Origin of the sequence: Psychrobacter sp. JCM 18901 (assembly GCF_000586435.1) — a bacterium.
GTDB lineage: Bacteria > Pseudomonadota > Gammaproteobacteria > Pseudomonadales > Moraxellaceae > Psychrobacter.
The window spans coordinates 77,073-92,303 of the sequence record NZ_BAWH01000004.1; the positions used below are offsets into that span (position 1 = coordinate 77,073).

A 15,231-nucleotide genomic window follows, 5' to 3' on the forward strand; every position below is an offset into this window, starting at 1 on the left:
CTATCGATAGCAGACCAAACGTATCCGGACAAAATATAAATTATCATAGCAAAATTGTGATAAAAAAAATGCTATCGTCATGTCCTGTTAAGGTGACATCATCGCCTTAATTGGCAAAATAAATACAATATGACCAAGACTGGAGTGTAATAAGCCGCCCATGAGTATGTCATTCGGATTGGCGAGCACGCTAAGCACCTCACAAAAACTGACACCGCAAATGCAGCAAGCCATTAAATTGCTGCAGCTTTCTAGTCTTGAGCTCGCACAAGAGGTTCAAGCCAAACTGGATAGTAATCCGCTGCTTGAACGTATCGAAGAGGATGATGACGAGTACGAGAATAACCGTGACGATAGAGCAGATGAGCTAAGCGAGTCATTAACACTTGATAGCTGGAATCAAAGCAGCAGTGACGCATCTAGCGCAGGATCTGATAACCATACAGACTATGGTGACGATAGCACTGACAGCTGGGAGAAACTGCAGCAATCTAGTATTGATGATGGAGCGATGGATAGTGACAGCAGTTTTGAGACGGATAGCTTCGATGCTAGCAGTTTTGATAAAGAGAATTACGCTTCGACATCAACAGGCGCAGGCAATAATAGAGGCGATGAGGATTTTGATAGTTATCAGGGCGGTACTTCGTCGACTATCCAAGATCACGTACGTTGCAGCTCAACTTTAAGCGCTATCAGAAGCGGACACCCTGATTGCAGAGTATTTGATGGACTCTATGGATGACATGGGATTCATACGAATTGATATCGATGAGCTGCTACAGAGCTTTGATACCATGGCCAACTTTTATCAGTGGGATGAACGCGTTGAGTACGACGAGGTCATGGCCGTATTGCGTATGATCCAATCTTGCGATCCGATTGGCGTTGGCGCACGTCATTTGAGTGAGTGCCTAGCGATTCAGTTATCCAAGCTAGACGCCAATACTCAATATCTCAAAGAAGCAAAAGCGCTGCTAACGGCGGGCGAGCATTTAGTCAGTAACAATATTAAAGCACTGACTGAACGCACAGGCCTTGCCCCTGAGAACATCACCCCTGCGCTTAACTTACTGCGCACCTTAAACCCTTCACCCGGATTACTCTTTCAGATCAACCAGCCTGATTATACCAGCAGCCGGACAGTTACGATATTCCAGATGTATTAGTCACACCCATTAGGAGTCGTAAAGCCACTGCCAATACTGAGGCATTAGAAGACGGTTGGCATGTACGCCTCAATCCTGACACCTTGCCGAAGCTGCGAGTCAACCAAGAATATGCCAAATTAGTCAAACGCGGTGATGACAGTCCGGACAACCAATATCTACGTGAAAACCTCACCGATGCGCGCCTCTTTATCCGCAGTATCGAAGAGCGCAACCAAAACCTATTAAAAGTAGCAACCAGTATTGTGCGTTATCAGCAGGAGTTTTTGCAGCACGGTGCGACGGCCATGCAACCACTTATTCTAAGGGCAATCGCAGAAGAAGTAAATCTACACGAGTCCACCGTTTCACGTCTCACTACCAGTAAGACGATTTTGACACCGCAAGGACTATTTTCACTAAAGCACTTTTTTTTCTTCTCACGTCAGCAGTTCGGATGGCGATATCTCATCAACGGCCATCAGTGCCATGATTAAAAAACTAATCGCTGATGAAGATCCCAAAAAACCGCTATCGGATAGCCGTATTCAAAAAGAATTATTGGCAGATGGTATCGATATTGCCAGAAGAACTGTTGCCAAATATCGTGAAGCCATGAATATTGGCTCATCTACTCAGCGCAAACAGAAGTATTAATCGTTTAAATACAGCCATCTGCAACAATTTTGAGTAATCATTGATATTTCTGTGGCAAGATATAAAAAAATAAAATTTTTTTGATTATATAGAAACCAAGTAGAAATAATAGGTATTGTTACACTTAATTACAATTTAACGGCTTGCTACTGAGCGATTTTCATGACAAATTAGAGTCATACCAACAACGAACACCAAACGCCGATTTATAGTATTTATTTACAACTAATAAAGGAGACGATAAAAGGATACGTCGACACATTACTAGAGGCATTGGGATAGTTAGTGGTAAGGCAGGATGACAAGAGCAAGAATGCTACCTCATCTGTTGATTGTAAGTTACAAATAAAAGGACAACAATATGAATGTTTCTATCAGTGGTCATCATATCAGCGTTACAGAAGCTATGGACACAGCAGTACGCGAGAAGCTTGAAAAAGTAGAGCGTCACTTTGATCAGATACAAAGTATTCAAGTGATTTTATCGTTAGACAATAGCGGTGCTAGCGACGGCGGTAAAAAGAGCTATAAAGCTGAAGCAATTATGCGTGTCTCGGGTCAAGAAATGTTTGTCCAAGCGTATGAAGATGATATGTATAAAGCCATTAACGAGATGGCAGACAAGCTAGATAGACAAGTACGTAAATATAAAACCCGTCAAGAGCGCAAAAAGACTCAGGGTGCAGGACGCGATAGTCGCTATCAGGATCTAACCCCTGCAGAAGCAGTACCAGCAGCATAGTTCGAGTCTAAACTTTGAACATTATCGTTACAAGCTAGTGAAAGTAGACTAAGAGAATAAAAAAAATTTATAAGTAGCTACTGCATTAGTTTGTAATTGACATAAAAAAAGACCTCTAGCGTGTAATACGTTGAGGTCTTTTCTAGCATTCGTAAACTTAGTTAGTAAATTTAGAACGAAAATGAACTAGCTGTCAGCTCAACCTTATCTATCTAAACATTGTTAACCGCCGCCGACGGCTTGTACTACTTCGATATTCATACCTTCTACAATACGTAGTTGAGCAAGCTCGCTTTTTGGCATCAACTCGCCGTCTACTTCTACAGCGTAACGACCCTGACTAAGACCAAGCTCATTGATAACCAGTTGTACAGTCTGATGAGTGGTTTGCAAGCTTTTACCATTGACACTAATGGTGCTCATATTAAATACTCCCTACTAAATTAAAATTCCTGTTTATCTGCTATTCACTACGTATCTTGTATTTTATTACTGATAATTCATTGCAGCTAATGCAAAGAGCTAAAATCACATTAATTATTAAACAGCTCAGTTAACTGAATCTTTTAATCGAAAGACGGAAACGGCCAACCATAGCCAACCTGCAATCATAAGAACGCCGCCAATAGGCGTAATCGCACCGAACCAGCGCGGTGCACCAAGCGTCATGGCATACAAACTACCAGCAAAAATGATAATGCCAATTTGTAATAACCAAGCGGTCGTCTGAGTAATATATTTCAAACGAATCAGTAAGCCAACAAGCAATAATCCAAGCGCATGTACAAAAAGATATAGCGTTGCCGTATGCCACCACTCAAGTTGTTGAATGCTGACACGACCTTCTAGACCATGCGCACCAAATGCACCTAAGGCCACGGCGATAGCCATATTAATTGCTGCAATACCGATCCAATTTAACATTGAACAACTCGTATCATCTTAAGGCTACTGAATATCATCTGGCAAAATTACACTATCAATGGTCATCGCATCACGAATCTTGTCCATGGCATTTTTCTCAATCTGACGGACGCGTTCAGCTGAGATAGAATAAACCGCTGCTAACTCATGCAAAGTAGATTTTTGCTCAGACAACCAGCGCTGCTCAACGATATCGCGTGAACGATCATCTAAGGTACCCATAGCAGCGATGAGTGCTGATGAGTTGTTTTCTTCCCAATCCGCTTCCTCTAACTGCTCAGCTGGATCGATACCGTCTTCCAAAAATAGCTGCGGTGCATAGCGACCATCATCATCGTCGCTCGACTGCGCTTCAAACGAAGCGTCATAAGAGGTTAGACGTGATTCCATCTCTAACACTTGCTTGCGCGTGACATTCAAGTCATTAGCGATAGCATCCGCTTCTTCTAGTGTCAGCTGATTGTTGGTTTTCTTAAGGCTGCGCAAGTTAAAGAACAATTTACGATGAGCCTTGGTGGTCGCAACCTTGACGATACGCCAGTTGCGAATCACAAACTCATGAATTTCAGCTTTGATCCAATGTACGGCAAAGGATACCAAACGTACGCCTTTATTCGGGTCAAAACGTTTGACTGCTTTCATTAATCCTAAGTTACCTTCTTGGATTAAATCTGCTTGCGGCAATCCATAGCCCGAGTAACTACGCGCAATATGAATCACAAAACGTAGATGCGACATCACCAGTAGACGAGCGGCTTCGACATCACCTTCATCATAATAGCGATGCGCCAACTCTTGCTCTTGTACCGGCGTCAAAATAGGAATTTGATGGACAGTATTGATATACGCACCCAAGTTGACCCCTGGCGCTGACAGGTGAGTTGGCATAGCTGGTACCAAGTCGCGCGTACTGGTATTGCCCAATGCACTCGCGTCATAGGGTGGTCGCTGAGCAGCGGCTTTTAATGCAGCATCGCGTGCATCGTTTTTTTTATAGGAGCTGAGCCATCTTTTTTTATTTGTATTTACAGCATCAGTAGAAGTATTAGCCATATTCTTGACCTTGGTTAAATAGTTAAGCAAATAGTCAGATAAAAATCTTTATGATTTGATTGTAAAGGATAGCAGCGCTTAGTTGCTATCAGTTTTGGTAATGATGAAGTGATATATTGTAGCGAAACGCTGTAATGATGTGCCATCAACTGACGAATGGTCAGTAACTTCATTGACCACTAGCTTCAAATAATCTGCCGTCTGTGATTGCTGACTTTGTCGACAAAACGCTGTGATATCAGCTTGCGAGTTGGGGTCAGTTGCAACCACATACAGTGATTCGCCAACTGTTACGTCACGTAATGCGACCTTAGTTTTTAACAATGGCATCGGGCATGCAAGACCGCGTCCATCAACGAAACCTTTTATATTTAGTTCAGATTGCGATGTAGCTATATTATCTGAGTTATGATTTTCAGTCGGTAGCAGCTCTAATAAACTTGCAATGTCGCTCTGCTGTGCATCAGTTAAATTCGCTGATAACTGTATAGAATGCGATACACGTTCGATGACTAATTCACTAGCAGCGGGCATAACTTAAACCTTGTAGATATCTATATTTTAATTTGCTTTATTAATAATAGGCTTTGATATTGAGTACGAACATAATCCAGAAATCATAAATTATGAGGTCGCCATCACAGTCATCTAACCTACTATCATTGTTGCTTATTATACCAAATAGACAATGTATAGTTGCAGTTGAATATAATCAACGCTGTGTTCGGTTCACTAGAATCATATAACCAAGAGTTGCACGATTAGCAATTGCTCGATTAATAGTTATACGATTGAGACTTACTGCATAAATAATAGCCCAATAAATAATTACACAGCCATGTTGCGCAATCGTGACGGGTGGCTAAGTTATTGGTAGTTAAGTTCATTGTAGAATTGACCTTGTATAAACAAGCTCGTATAGTCGAAAAGACGTCGTTAACCATCTTATAGGATATGCACTTGTACCACGCTCATAGAACGAAGCGACCCGACAGCAATAACTCTTTAGTAGCCAAAAACTCCGTAGGCTTACCAATTATGTTGTCTAAGCAAAAAGGTAAACGTCATTTTATGAGTGTCGCTTTGCCAAGTAGTATCAAGGTAGGGCTGTCAATGATGCTACTAGCCATGGCTAGTGGTGCGCATAGTCGTGAGAGTCAAACGCTGCCATTGGCTGATAGCTCGTGGCAAGTCACAGATCCGCAGACGCTAGAGCTACCAAATTTGCGCGGACAAGGATTGAGCTTTGCTGAGCAATATCAAAACAAAATGCTTGGCGAGTGGTCATTACAGAATATCAATGGCCGTGTCAGAATGGAACATGATCCTTGGGTACAAGAAACGATAAAAGACATGACGTGGCGTCTCAATGCTCAAGCTCGTCAGCAAGCACCACTTGGCGTTGTTATTATTGATAATCCTAGTATCAATGCCTTTGCAGCGCCTGGTGGTGTAATCGGTATCAATACTGGGACGATCCTGTCAGCTAGTAGCATGGATGAGCTGGCGAGCGTCGTCGCGCATGAAGTCGCACATATCAGTCAACGACACTACGAAAGCGGCGCTGACGAACGTAAAAAAAGCCTTGCTGATGCAGCTAGGCGGTATGCTAGCCGCGATTGCTGCTTCAGCTGTCGATGGTGATGCCGCTGCGGCTGTGATGATGGGCAGTCAAACGGCTTCTATGAATAGCAGCATGGCGTTTAGCGTAGTAACGAGCGTGAGGCTGACCGAGTAGGGATGCAGATTATGACCCAAGCGGGTTATGATCCTCGGGCGATGCCACGGTTCTTTGCCACGATGAATCAGCAGAGTCAGTTAAATCAAGTTGAGAATCAATTTTTACCGAGCTTTGTACGCTCACATCCTCTGAGTAATGAGCGGTTGAGCGAGTCACAAAGTCGCGCTCAGCAGTATCCAGCGCTCTCATTGAGCCAGCAGCAGCGCCATCAAGCATTGTTTGATTTGTTGTATTGGCGTGTGCAAGTGACTGGTAAACATGCGTCTGAAGTGACGTTGACAACGGCCGCCAAAAACAGTCTTGGGGCCAAACTTGCGCTAATGCATTGGTATGGAGAGCAGCAGCGTTTTACAGATGCCAACAAGGTATTGGCCGAGATAAGTGCGTTATCAAGCACACAGCGTCAGAGTTTAGAGCCTCTATTGTCGATTACGCACAGTCAGTTATTAAGTGAACAAGGTAAGTGGCAACAAACCGTAGATGTCTTAGAGAGCCAACAGCGCCTCTATCCTGAGCGCCGAGACTTACGCCTTTATCTGGCCGAAGCGCTGACTAACAGTAATCAACCGATAAAAGCTCAAGCGCTGTTGAAGCCACTAACAGAACAGCAGCCAAGCGATCGTTATGCATGGCAAAGCTTGCAACTTGCCAATGAAAAACTTGCTAAGACCACCACTTCACCACAGTTAGCCAATATCGCGACGATTAATGCATTGCGCTATCGCAGTTATGATCAGCTATGGAATGGACGCTATGAGAGTGCGCTGACCTCTTTGACGCAAGCCAAACAGTTGACGGAAAACCTGCAAACCACGGATCAAGCCAATAGTGCGCGTCCGTTATTGGCCAATATTAATGCAGAACTCAAAGCAATAAAAACCGCCAAAGACTTTAAGCCTTAGGCGGTTATTTGTACAGAGTAGCCTGCCAATCAATAGCAAGTGCTAGCCTTGTAGCGCATCTTTGACCATTTTAGAAATCAAAGCAGGATCAGCACGGCCAGCTGTTTTGTTCTTTAAGACACCCATGACGCTGCCCATATCACGCATAGACGTAGCACCTTGCTCAGCGATTTCAGCATTTACCAATGCCATGATCTCGTCTTGATTCATTTGCTGCGGCATAAACTCGTTGATAATATCAATCTCAAACTGCTCTTTGGTGGCTAAGTCATCACGGCCATTTTCTGTAAAAATAGTTAGTGACTCTTGGCGCTGCTTTAGCTGTTTTTGCAAAACTTCTAATACTTGCGCATCATCAAGTTCTGTCTGACGGTCAATCTCGATTTGTTTCACTACTGACTGTACGTTGCGCAGTACTTTGACGCGCTCAAGCTCACGAGCTTTCATTGAAACTTTGATATTATCTGATAACGTCTGTTTAAGTTGGCTCACTGCTATTATCCTTATCGATCTGTTAAATGCTATTCGTTAGAGGTCGTTTGTTAAATTTTAGAACAAAACCTGCTGATAGTGGTTTTAATAAAAAAATTATGTCAGCAGTAATAACAAAAATTGTAGCATAAAAAAACGCCACTGATATCGATTGATAACAGTGGCGTTAGTGTAGCGCTTGTACTTAGCTAATCAGATTACTGATTAGTACATACGAGTGGTACGAATAGTTTCGCGTTGTAACTTCTTTTTATAACGCTTTACGGCAGCAGCTTTTTTTACGCTTACGTACTTGCGTTGGTTTTTCATAAAACTCACGCTTACGTACGTCTGATAATACACCAGCTTTTTCACAAGCACGTTTGAAACGACGGATAGCGATATCAACTGGTTCGTTTTCTTTAACCTTAACTGCAGGCATGAAGACTCCTCGATTAGGATGAGATATAAGGGCATTAGTTTGGCTGTGTATTAGTATTTAGCCGTAATATCTCAAGATTACAGGCATCAGCTCAAACTAGGACAATTCTCACGCGTTAGCGTAAGGGCAGGTATTTTAATAAAAAATACCAACAAAGTCAATGATTTTAAGTATTTATTGCCGATAGGTTGTTCAATTAGATAGCTATTTGAATTTGGCTCTCAAACTATGAATTCGACATATATACAACGCTTTATCAATAAAAAATCCCTACCGTCTATAACGGTTTGATTGGAGTTTATGCTATGATAATTCCCATATTATAGGGTCTATTGAACATTCAAATATTAGGACTGCTGATAGCTAAAGTTACACTAAACTAGGCGAAAACCGACGATAATGTCGAGACCTTAGCTAGGTTTTCAACAACGGTTGGGGTAATTTTAGCATCAGCTTGAGAACGGATCGAGCAAAGCACTGCTTTGCCCGTTCGCAAGGCAAGAGCTGTGCTCGAGTGGAGGGCAGTACTCTTTTTGTCAATATATGGCGAAATAGTTTAACCTAGAATGACTAGGCTTCAACAATTTTACTGCATATTGTCTAAGAAATAGTGACTGCCAGCACCACATTTGAAAGTTCAATAGACCCTAGTAAGCCTATGAACCGTTTTGTGTGTATTTTATTGAGGATGTTGGAATGAAAAAAACAGTATTTAACACGGCATTAAGCACCGCACTTATTGTAGCTTTAGGTGTGAGCGTGAGCGCTTGTAGTGGCGGTGAAGAGCATGAAGAAGTAATGGCAATCGATCGCGTTGACGAAGCTGCTGAGCTTGCCATCAAAAATGCGCCACCAGCTGAAGAAATGGAATTCCCAGAGACAGCACCAATGCCAGCGACTGATGCAGCTAGTACAGAAGCTGACGGTACAGCTACTGCTGAAGCAGGAACGGCTGACGCTGATACTACAGAAGCAGCAGCTACTGATAGTGCGGATACAGCCGCTGCTCCTACTGACAGCGCTGATATGGCGGCTACTGACGATACAGCTGCAGCCACTGCTGAGTAATTTAGTAGTCAATGGACTATTAGCTTAATTGACTATTAAACAGTCGTTGGTCGTATATGTAAGTACTTTAAGCTGATATAACGCATCATTAATTGATTGCAGACTGACTAAGTAAGGGTAAAACCATGATTGATATACAACCATATATGAACAAGCTGAAATTGTCTGTGATCAGCATGAGTGTGGTATTTGCCGTGAGTGCTTGTAGTGGTGATAACACAGCTACGGAAGAGTCGACAGCAGCCAATGAACCAGCTACCGCTGTAGAAGAAACAGCTGTAGCAGAAACCGAAGGCACGACGCCTGAGTCTATGGTTGATCCAGAAGCAGACACAGAATCAAAAGCAGCAACAGAGTCTGCCGACATAGTAGATGAATCAGTGGCAACACCTGAAACTGATTCTGAGCCTGAAGTGTTGGCCGCAGATGCAGGTGCTAAACTGTATGAATCAAACTGTCAGGTTTGTCATGCTGCAGGTTTGCTCGATGCGCCAAAGTATGGTGATACAGCGGCTTGGGCAGCTCGTCTAACCAAAGACAAAGAGACGCTATATATGCACTCGGCTAAAGGCTTTAATAAAATGCCAGCACAAGCGGTGAATGGTGTGACCGAAGCACAAGTTAAAGCAGCTGTTGATTATATGCTAGCGTCGGTAAGCTGATACGGTATATATAGAGTATGTAAGCTATTGAAATTTGCTAAACTGGCCGTCATTGTGACTGACAATGACGGTTTTTTTATGCACGCTTTTTGTCATGCCAGTCTGAGAATATACAGCTGTATCAAGCGAATTTGAGATAGTGTGTGGCTGATTGTATTATAGTCGGTGAACTACTAAACCGCTACGGCGTTACCCTCCTTAGATGTACTACTTGTACAATCTGCAGTCGGCTGCCTTGTACTCATTTTAGAGTTCTTTGACTATAGTTATCCAGTTTCTCAAAATGATGTAAGATAAAAGTGCGATAAAAATAGCACGAAAACGAAAGTATAAAGGCAAAAGTATGAAAGTATTGGGCTTAGAGACCTCTTGTGATGAGACGGGGCTGGCGATTTTTGATAGTGAGCAAATAAATAGCGACAACCAAGGTTTGGTCGGGCAAGTACTGTACTCTCAGATTGAGCTGCACGCACTTTATGGTGGCGTTGTGCCTGAGCTTGCTAGCCGCGATCATATTCGTAAGCTCGTGCCGTTATTGAATGAGCTACTCGAACAGTGCGATATGAAAAAAAGCGAGATCGATGCGATTGCTTATACCAAGGGACCTGGTCTTATTGGTGCATTAATGACAGGCGCACTGTTTGGTCGTAGCTTAGCATATGGTTTAGATATTCCAGCGATTGGTATTCATCATATGGAGGGGCATCTTTTGGCGCCGCTTATGGGCGCGAACCCTCCGGCATTTCCTTTTGTCTCGCTACTAGTATCTGGTGGGCACACGTTACTGATTGCTGCTCACGGTGTTGGGCAATATGAGATATTGGGTGAGTCGATAGATGATGCGGCGGGTGAGTGCTTTGATAAAGCAGCTAAAATGTTGGGTCTTCCTTATCCTGGCGGTCCTAATATTGCTAAGCTGGCAGAAGCTGGTAATCCTGACGCTTACGCACTCCCAAGACCAATGCTCCATCGGGGTCTAGACTTTTCGTTTAGTGGCATGAAAACGGCTGTGCATAATCTGATTAAAGATACGCCATGTTCGGGAGGATCGGGCAATGGCGCTGATAGCGACCCACAGATTCGTGCTGATATTGCCGCGAGTTTTCAGCATGCAGTGGTCGACACGCTAGTGAAAAAAATGTGTCAAAGCACTTAAGCAAGCAGATATGAGCCGTTTGGTAATTGCAGGTGGGGTTAGTGCCAATACTCATCTGCGTGAGATGTTAGAAGCGGAACTGGCTAAAATTAATGCGACGGTTCATTATGCACCGCCTGCGCTATGTACGGACAATGGCGCGATGATTGCTTATGCAGGTTTTGAGCGCTTGCAAGCAGGACAGTCTGATGATTTGGCCGTTAGCTGTATTCCGCGTTGGCCGATGACAGAATTGCCAGCTGTGTAATTGAGCCTTTTGTTCAATACGTTTATATGAATTAAGGACAGTCTATGCAGTGGCTTGCTATTGGTTTGGGCGCAGCATTCGGTGCTTGTTTGCGAGCTTGGCTATCGCGTTTTAATGCTTTGCACGGTTGGGTGCCACTCGGTACCCTGAGCGCCAATATCTTAGGCGGACTGCTGATAGGGCTTGCGCTAGTATGGTTTGAGCGCATGGGAAGCAATTTATCTGATCATGTACGCGTGTTTGTGATTACCGGATTTTTGGGCGGGCTAACGACCTTTAGTACGTTTAGTGCAGAGGTATTTGGCTTTATCCATGACGGGCGGCTGCTGGCAGGATTAGCGCTCATCGGCCTGCACGTTGGACTGACATTATTAGCAACTGCACTTGGCTTTTATTTCTTTAAGTGCGTACTTTGAGCTTGTATCGATATCACCTGCTTAATGAGTGGTCTGATTTAAGTGGTTACCGAAATACAGTCTGTTTTAAATGGTCTGTTAATGAGTCTAGAGGGCATAATGACTGGTTCCGCTGGGGTATACCTTATTAACTTATATGATAATAAAAGTATAGCTCGATAACTACATTCTGATCAAAATTTTAAGGGAATCTATAAAATAAGAAAAATATTATAAGATGGAGAAATCATGACTTACGACTTTAAAGATGTAAAAATAAGTAGAGAGTTTAGATACTCTCTTGGAAAAGAAATAACCACAGGCAAGTGCTATTTGTCTTTTCCAGTAAGAAATAGCTATGTTGATTATATAGAGTATTATGAGCTATCTCTTAAGCAGCTTAATATTTTCATAAAAAACAAAGAAGAGTTATTAGATTTTTTAGATAAGTGTAAGAGAAGAAAGAAAGATGAGCTGATGGCATTTTTTTCCTATAGCCCCAATTCGAGGATATCCAACCTGAAAAATGTGAAGTATAGAGAAGAGTGTTAGATTTTCACATGAACAGAATTACCAAGATTGTCTATAAAATCGTAATAGCGACACATCAAAGTTGTTAATAATTTTGTCTAAATTAGAATAGGAGACGCAAAGAGACTTTAAGTTACAGGTATACGGCCTAGTGTTCGACGCTGTATAGCGCATCGATCATGATTCAATATAAATTAGTTCGATAGAGTTTAATATTTACCTATATTTCAATTAACACAAATAATAAAATTTAACTCTTTGAACAGTTCATCAATATCCTCGTCATATATACCTATTTCCTGTACTCGTCTGAATGCAAAGCCAAATATCCTTTCAAGATTAGAGTTATCGTAATTCTTGCTTTTCACGATATTTTCTAGTTTATCTAACTCTGGAATTAGCACATTATGATTAACTTTGAAAAGAAAGTTGAGTTCGCCTAGGATTCTAATTGCTTCTAATTCATTAAATTCTGCCTTACTCATAACTATCTCTAGCTCATTGAAAGTATGTTTCATCTACTTAGCATATAAAAATAATGATGCAAAAGCTCACTATATGTACACAACGAAGTACATTGCTGTTGCTTCAAAAACTGGAACCATTGCTACTAATAGCCCACAGCCAAATATTTAAGTCCTCACTAGGGAACCATGCTTATTTCTATATCGTCATAGAGGTGAAATAACATGACAACATTTAATATGAATAAACCAGAAATAGAGCAAGCTGCCATTGAGTTTAAAATGGCGCTGATAAATTGGAAATCAAGAGAAGGTATTATAGGGGCTTTCTCTACATATCGTGATCAATGGACAGACGAAGATGTGAGTAAAGCTGTAAGTAAGGAAACACAAGTTATTAAACCAGTATTAGAAGCCTTCGAGCCTATATACCGTCTAGCTATACAGGGTAAAATAGAGAAGCCTTTTTCCTTTCAAAGTTATATGATGACTTATGTTGGTCGAGTACTGGGCGATGAGTTGTCATGGCCTGAAGTTCGCGAGCCGTATCAGAGAATGATTAATAGTTTAAAAGGTGGGTTAACTACAGAAGAGCTCATAGAGAGTATTTACTACAGAAATAATTTACTACCAGAGCATTATGATCAAGCGGTTAAGGAAATTGTAGCAGAGGGTTGGACGCATAATTACCCACAATAATTACTAAGAGTATTTTTCAATAAAAACCGCGAGCCAATCCCAGCTTAATCTAAAGATTAAGCTGGCCTTTCACATTAATAACTTTTATCTTATTCTCATAACGAGTGTTATGACAAATAAAGCTCTAAACCGGCTTCACAATCCCTTCTAACAAACTCGCAAAACCCTGCATATAAGCAATGTCTTGACTAGAAGTACGCGTCGCCGCATACAACTGACAATGTACGCCATCACCTAACGGACGGGAGACCACCCAGCCTTTTCTCTCGTATTCAGCAACCACCCAATCAGGCAATGCTGCTACGCCGCGTTCACTAGCAACCAACTGAATTAGCATCGCGGTCAGCTCTGTCGTACGAACACTCTCAAAGCTTACTTGTGCTGGCGTCATAAAGTTAGCAATGATATCGAGGCGTTTGGCTTCTACGGGATAGGCAATCAATGTCTCATTAATCAAATCATCAGGTTCAATAAATTTTTGAGCAGCTAAATCATGCGTTGGTGAAAGTACTAAGCGGCTTTCATACTCAAACAATGGCTGATAGCTGATACCGTCGAGCGGTAAGTCACTGGTAGTAATGAGCAGATCAATATCGCCTTCCATCAAGAGATGATGGGGCTCAGGCTCAAATCCTGTAGCAAAGTCTAGCTCAACATCTGACCATTCACGGCGATAGTGGTTAAGTATCGGCATGAGCCAATCAAAACAACTATGACACTCTGATGCTAGGCGTAATCTACCTGCTTGACCGTGCGCTAAGCGTTTAAGGTAGATTTGGTACGAGTAACTTGCGGTAGGATGTTGTCTGCCAATGCCAATACTGCTTTACCTGCTGGCGTAAAACTAAGCGGGCGCGTCCGGCGATTGACCAAGCTGATGTCGTAGTAGTTCTCAAGCTCTTTTAATTGATGCGAAACGGCCGAGGCAGTAACGTGTAGCTCATCCGCCGCTGCTGCAAGTGAACCATGCGCACGCAGCGCGGTTAATGTATTAAGATGACGTAGCTCAAGCATAATATGACCTAACCGCTAAGGTGAGAAAAATTCATTATAGTCAATATAGCGCTGACTTTCACTCATAGTCCGTTATTAATTCTCGGTTAATAAGCAATTAGTCAGCAATCAATATCTAGCGCTTGCGTAATAATAACTGTGAGATAACGACCAATACTAGTGAAGCAACCAGCAATAACGTACCAATGGCGTTGACTTCTGGCTTGAGTCCTACACGCACCATAGAATAAATGCGCAGCGGTAAAATCTCATAGCTAGGTCCCGTGACAAAGGTCGACACTACTACATCATCTAGCGATAAAGTGAAGGCAAGCAACCAACCCGCCATGACTGCTGGAAAGATAACTGGGATCAATACGGTGCGCACCATGGTTGATTCGTTAGCCCCCAAGTCGCGTGCCGCTTCCATTAAACGCTCATCCAAGCTACTCAACCGCGCAAAGACGGTAATCACAACAAAAGGTAGGCAAAAAGTAATGTGCGCCAATAGCAGCGAGACAAAGCCCAATTGCAAGCCAATTAATAAAAACAGTGCTAGCAATGAAATAGCGAGTACAATCTCAGGCGACATCATCAGGACAAATAGCAGCCCGTTTAGTAAGCCTTTACCGCGAAAGTTATAACGGTGTAATGCCAACGCTGTAAGCGTGCCTATCAAAGTTGAGACGGTGGCTGCCACCAATCCTAATACAATCGAGTGCCAAAACGCATCGAGCATCGCTTGGTTATTAAACAGTGACTCGTACCACTTTAAGCTAAAGCCGCCCCAGTTGTAGCCGATTTTTGACTTGTTAAATGACATCACCACCAAAACAATGATGGGCAGGTACAACAAGGCATAAATCAGTCCGAGATAGCCTTTGGCAGCGATACTGCCAATCTTAAGCGTACGAGCTTTTTTTATTCGGTGAGCTA

General features: G+C 42.5%; 20 protein-coding genes and 3 pseudogenes. 14 read left to right on the forward strand and 9 right to left on the reverse strand.

Annotation, left to right across the window (positions count from 1 at the left end; all coding sequences use genetic code 11):
* The first annotated feature begins 160 nt into the window (after positions 1 to 160).
* The 5 genes from TT11_RS04780 (at position 161) to hpf (ending at position 2,547) form a co-directional block, all read left to right on the forward strand.
* Positions 161 to 745 carry a hypothetical protein gene (locus tag TT11_RS04780; protein ID WP_261869264.1) on the forward strand — a complete coding sequence of 195 codons (585 nt, stop codon included), beginning with the start codon at positions 161 to 163 and terminating at the stop codon, positions 743 to 745.
* Entirely contained in the window at positions 729 to 1,169 is a 441-nt protein-coding gene (locus TT11_RS04785; protein WP_261869350.1) for a hypothetical protein, read from the forward strand. Before TT11_RS04780 ends, TT11_RS04785 begins: the two co-directional genes overlap by 17 nt.
* Before the next feature lie 83 nt (positions 1,170 to 1,252).
* Positions 1,253 to 1,645 carry a hypothetical protein gene (locus TT11_RS04790; protein WP_261869265.1) on the forward strand — a complete coding sequence of 131 codons (393 nt, stop codon included), beginning with the start codon at positions 1,253 to 1,255 and terminating at the stop codon, positions 1,643 to 1,645.
* The gene (locus tag TT11_RS04795; protein WP_261869352.1) at positions 1,629 to 1,805 is read left to right on the forward strand and encodes a hypothetical protein; all 177 of its coding nucleotides are present in this window, start codon (positions 1,629 to 1,631) and stop codon (positions 1,803 to 1,805) included. Before TT11_RS04790 ends, TT11_RS04795 begins: the two co-directional genes overlap by 17 nt.
* A gap of 361 nt (positions 1,806 to 2,166) precedes the next feature.
* Positions 2,167 to 2,547 (forward strand): ribosome hibernation-promoting factor, HPF/YfiA family, encoded by a 381-nt coding sequence (hpf, locus tag TT11_RS04800; RefSeq protein ID WP_261869266.1) that lies wholly within the window; start codon positions 2,167 to 2,169, stop codon positions 2,545 to 2,547.
* A gap of 222 nt (positions 2,548 to 2,769) precedes the next feature.
* On the opposite strand, the gene thiS is transcribed toward hpf, so the two are convergent.
* From thiS to TT11_RS04820, 4 genes are all read right to left on the reverse strand, one after another.
* Positions 2,770 to 2,970: a sulfur carrier protein ThiS gene (gene thiS / locus TT11_RS04805; protein ID WP_057758131.1), complete on the reverse strand. Its 201-nt coding sequence runs from the start codon at positions 2,968 to 2,970 to the stop codon at positions 2,770 to 2,772.
* Between the two features lie 126 nt (positions 2,971 to 3,096).
* Complete coding sequence (locus tag TT11_RS04810) at positions 3,097 to 3,471, reverse strand: DUF423 domain-containing protein (protein ID WP_261869268.1); 375 nt, start codon at positions 3,469 to 3,471, stop codon at positions 3,097 to 3,099.
* Between the two features lie 24 nt (positions 3,472 to 3,495).
* Positions 3,496 to 4,359, reverse strand: a complete 864-nt coding sequence (gene rpoH / locus TT11_RS04815) for an RNA polymerase sigma factor RpoH (RefSeq protein ID WP_197099889.1) — start codon at positions 4,357 to 4,359, stop codon at positions 3,496 to 3,498.
* 243 nt (positions 4,360 to 4,602) lie between these two features.
* Positions 4,603 to 5,058, reverse strand: coding sequence for a sulfurtransferase TusA family protein (locus TT11_RS04820; RefSeq protein WP_261869269.1), 456 nt, complete (start codon positions 5,056 to 5,058; stop codon positions 4,603 to 4,605).
* Positions 5,059 to 5,562: 504 nt separating this feature from the next.
* Here TT11_RS04820 and TT11_RS04825 point away from each other — a divergent pair.
* From TT11_RS04825 to TT11_RS04835, 3 genes are read left to right on the forward strand one after another with little or no spacing between them, the layout of a single operon-like run.
* Positions 5,563 to 6,168 carry a M48 family metalloprotease gene (locus TT11_RS04825; RefSeq protein WP_261869271.1) on the forward strand — a complete coding sequence of 202 codons (606 nt, stop codon included), beginning with the start codon at positions 5,563 to 5,565 and terminating at the stop codon, positions 6,166 to 6,168.
* Positions 6,131 to 6,262, forward strand: coding sequence for a hypothetical protein (locus TT11_RS04830; protein ID WP_261869272.1), 132 nt, complete (start codon positions 6,131 to 6,133; stop codon positions 6,260 to 6,262). Before TT11_RS04825 ends, TT11_RS04830 begins: the two co-directional genes overlap by 38 nt.
* A gap of 11 nt (positions 6,263 to 6,273) precedes the next feature.
* On the forward strand, positions 6,274 to 7,167 hold the full coding sequence (locus tag TT11_RS04835) for a tetratricopeptide repeat protein (protein ID WP_261869273.1): 894 nt from the start codon (positions 6,274 to 6,276) through the stop codon (positions 7,165 to 7,167).
* Between the two features lie 42 nt (positions 7,168 to 7,209).
* On the opposite strand, the gene TT11_RS04840 is transcribed toward TT11_RS04835, so the two are convergent.
* Both TT11_RS04840 and rpsU read right to left on the reverse strand, forming a co-directional pair.
* Positions 7,210 to 7,659, reverse strand: a complete 450-nt coding sequence (locus TT11_RS04840) for a GatB/YqeY domain-containing protein (RefSeq protein ID WP_057758141.1) — start codon at positions 7,657 to 7,659, stop codon at positions 7,210 to 7,212.
* Positions 7,660 to 7,863: 204 nt separating this feature from the next.
* A pseudogene (gene rpsU / locus TT11_RS04845) lies at positions 7,864 to 8,080 on the reverse strand (30S ribosomal protein S21).
* A 696-nt stretch (positions 8,081 to 8,776) separates the two neighbouring features.
* Here rpsU and TT11_RS04850 point away from each other — a divergent pair.
* The 5 genes and pseudogenes from TT11_RS04850 to TT11_RS04870 all read left to right on the forward strand — a co-directional run bounded on the left by TT11_RS04850 (position 8,777) and on the right by TT11_RS04870 (position 12,160).
* Positions 8,777 to 9,148: a hypothetical protein gene (locus tag TT11_RS04850; RefSeq protein ID WP_261869274.1), complete on the forward strand. Its 372-nt coding sequence runs from the start codon at positions 8,777 to 8,779 to the stop codon at positions 9,146 to 9,148.
* Between the two features lie 125 nt (positions 9,149 to 9,273).
* Positions 9,274 to 9,810: a cytochrome c5 family protein gene (locus TT11_RS04855; RefSeq protein ID WP_261869275.1), complete on the forward strand. Its 537-nt coding sequence runs from the start codon at positions 9,274 to 9,276 to the stop codon at positions 9,808 to 9,810.
* A 343-nt stretch (positions 9,811 to 10,153) separates the two neighbouring features.
* A pseudogene (gene tsaD / locus TT11_RS04860) lies at positions 10,154 to 11,213 on the forward strand (tRNA (adenosine(37)-N6)-threonylcarbamoyltransferase complex transferase subunit TsaD).
* Between the two features lie 44 nt (positions 11,214 to 11,257).
* Entirely contained in the window at positions 11,258 to 11,629 is a 372-nt protein-coding gene (gene crcB, locus TT11_RS04865) for a fluoride efflux transporter CrcB (RefSeq protein WP_101205094.1), read from the forward strand.
* A 228-nt stretch (positions 11,630 to 11,857) separates the two neighbouring features.
* On the forward strand, positions 11,858 to 12,160 hold the full coding sequence (locus tag TT11_RS04870; protein ID WP_261869276.1) for a hypothetical protein: 303 nt from the start codon (positions 11,858 to 11,860) through the stop codon (positions 12,158 to 12,160).
* A gap of 206 nt (positions 12,161 to 12,366) precedes the next feature.
* Here TT11_RS04870 and TT11_RS04875 read toward each other — a convergent pair whose 3' ends face one another.
* Positions 12,367 to 12,624, reverse strand: coding sequence for a hypothetical protein (locus tag TT11_RS04875; protein WP_261869277.1), 258 nt, complete (start codon positions 12,622 to 12,624; stop codon positions 12,367 to 12,369).
* A 204-nt stretch (positions 12,625 to 12,828) separates the two neighbouring features.
* On the opposite strand from TT11_RS04875, the gene TT11_RS04880 reads away from it, so the two are divergent.
* Complete coding sequence (locus TT11_RS04880) at positions 12,829 to 13,302, forward strand: hypothetical protein (RefSeq protein WP_261869279.1); 474 nt, start codon at positions 12,829 to 12,831, stop codon at positions 13,300 to 13,302.
* Positions 13,303 to 13,426: 124 nt separating this feature from the next.
* Here the strand turns inward: TT11_RS04880 and TT11_RS04885 are convergent.
* Positions 13,427 to 14,316: pseudogene (locus TT11_RS04885) on the reverse strand (LysR family transcriptional regulator).
* A gap of 115 nt (positions 14,317 to 14,431) precedes the next feature.
* Positions 14,432 to 15,151, reverse strand: a complete 720-nt coding sequence (gene potC / locus TT11_RS04890; protein ID WP_370587780.1) for a spermidine/putrescine ABC transporter permease PotC — start codon at positions 15,149 to 15,151, stop codon at positions 14,432 to 14,434.
* Between the last annotated feature and the right edge of the window lie 80 nt (positions 15,152 to 15,231).

What these genes read in the sequence shown, in the direction of transcription:
- TT11_RS04780 (WP_261869264.1), top strand. Translation starts at nt 161, where the DNA reads ATGAGTATGTCATTCGGATTGGCGAGCACGCTAAGCACCTCACAAAAA.
- TT11_RS04785 (WP_261869350.1), top strand. Translation starts at nt 729, where the DNA reads ATGGACTCTATGGATGACATGGGATTCATACGAATTGATATCGATGAG.
- hpf (WP_261869266.1), top strand. Translation starts at nt 2,167, where the DNA reads ATGAATGTTTCTATCAGTGGTCATCATATCAGCGTTACAGAAGCTATG.
- thiS (WP_057758131.1), bottom strand. Translation starts at nt 2,970, where the DNA reads ATGAGCACCATTAGTGTCAATGGTAAAAGCTTGCAAACCACTCATCAG.
- TT11_RS04810 (WP_261869268.1), bottom strand. Translation starts at nt 3,471, where the DNA reads ATGTTAAATTGGATCGGTATTGCAGCAATTAATATGGCTATCGCCGTG.
- rpoH (WP_197099889.1), bottom strand. Translation starts at nt 4,359, where the DNA reads ATGCCAACTCACCTGTCAGCGCCAGGGGTCAACTTGGGTGCGTATATC.
- TT11_RS04820 (WP_261869269.1), bottom strand. Translation starts at nt 5,058, where the DNA reads ATGCCCGCTGCTAGTGAATTAGTCATCGAACGTGTATCGCATTCTATA.
- TT11_RS04825 (WP_261869271.1), top strand. Translation starts at nt 5,563, where the DNA reads ATGTTGTCTAAGCAAAAAGGTAAACGTCATTTTATGAGTGTCGCTTTG.
- TT11_RS04830 (WP_261869272.1), top strand. Translation starts at nt 6,131, where the DNA reads ATGCTAGCCGCGATTGCTGCTTCAGCTGTCGATGGTGATGCCGCTGCG.
- TT11_RS04835 (WP_261869273.1), top strand. Translation starts at nt 6,274, where the DNA reads ATGACCCAAGCGGGTTATGATCCTCGGGCGATGCCACGGTTCTTTGCC.
- TT11_RS04850 (WP_261869274.1), top strand. Translation starts at nt 8,777, where the DNA reads ATGAAAAAAACAGTATTTAACACGGCATTAAGCACCGCACTTATTGTA.
- TT11_RS04855 (WP_261869275.1), top strand. Translation starts at nt 9,274, where the DNA reads ATGATTGATATACAACCATATATGAACAAGCTGAAATTGTCTGTGATC.
- crcB (WP_101205094.1), top strand. Translation starts at nt 11,258, where the DNA reads ATGCAGTGGCTTGCTATTGGTTTGGGCGCAGCATTCGGTGCTTGTTTG.
- TT11_RS04870 (WP_261869276.1), top strand. Translation starts at nt 11,858, where the DNA reads ATGACTTACGACTTTAAAGATGTAAAAATAAGTAGAGAGTTTAGATAC.
- TT11_RS04875 (WP_261869277.1), bottom strand. Translation starts at nt 12,624, where the DNA reads ATGAGTAAGGCAGAATTTAATGAATTAGAAGCAATTAGAATCCTAGGC.
- TT11_RS04880 (WP_261869279.1), top strand. Translation starts at nt 12,829, where the DNA reads ATGACAACATTTAATATGAATAAACCAGAAATAGAGCAAGCTGCCATT.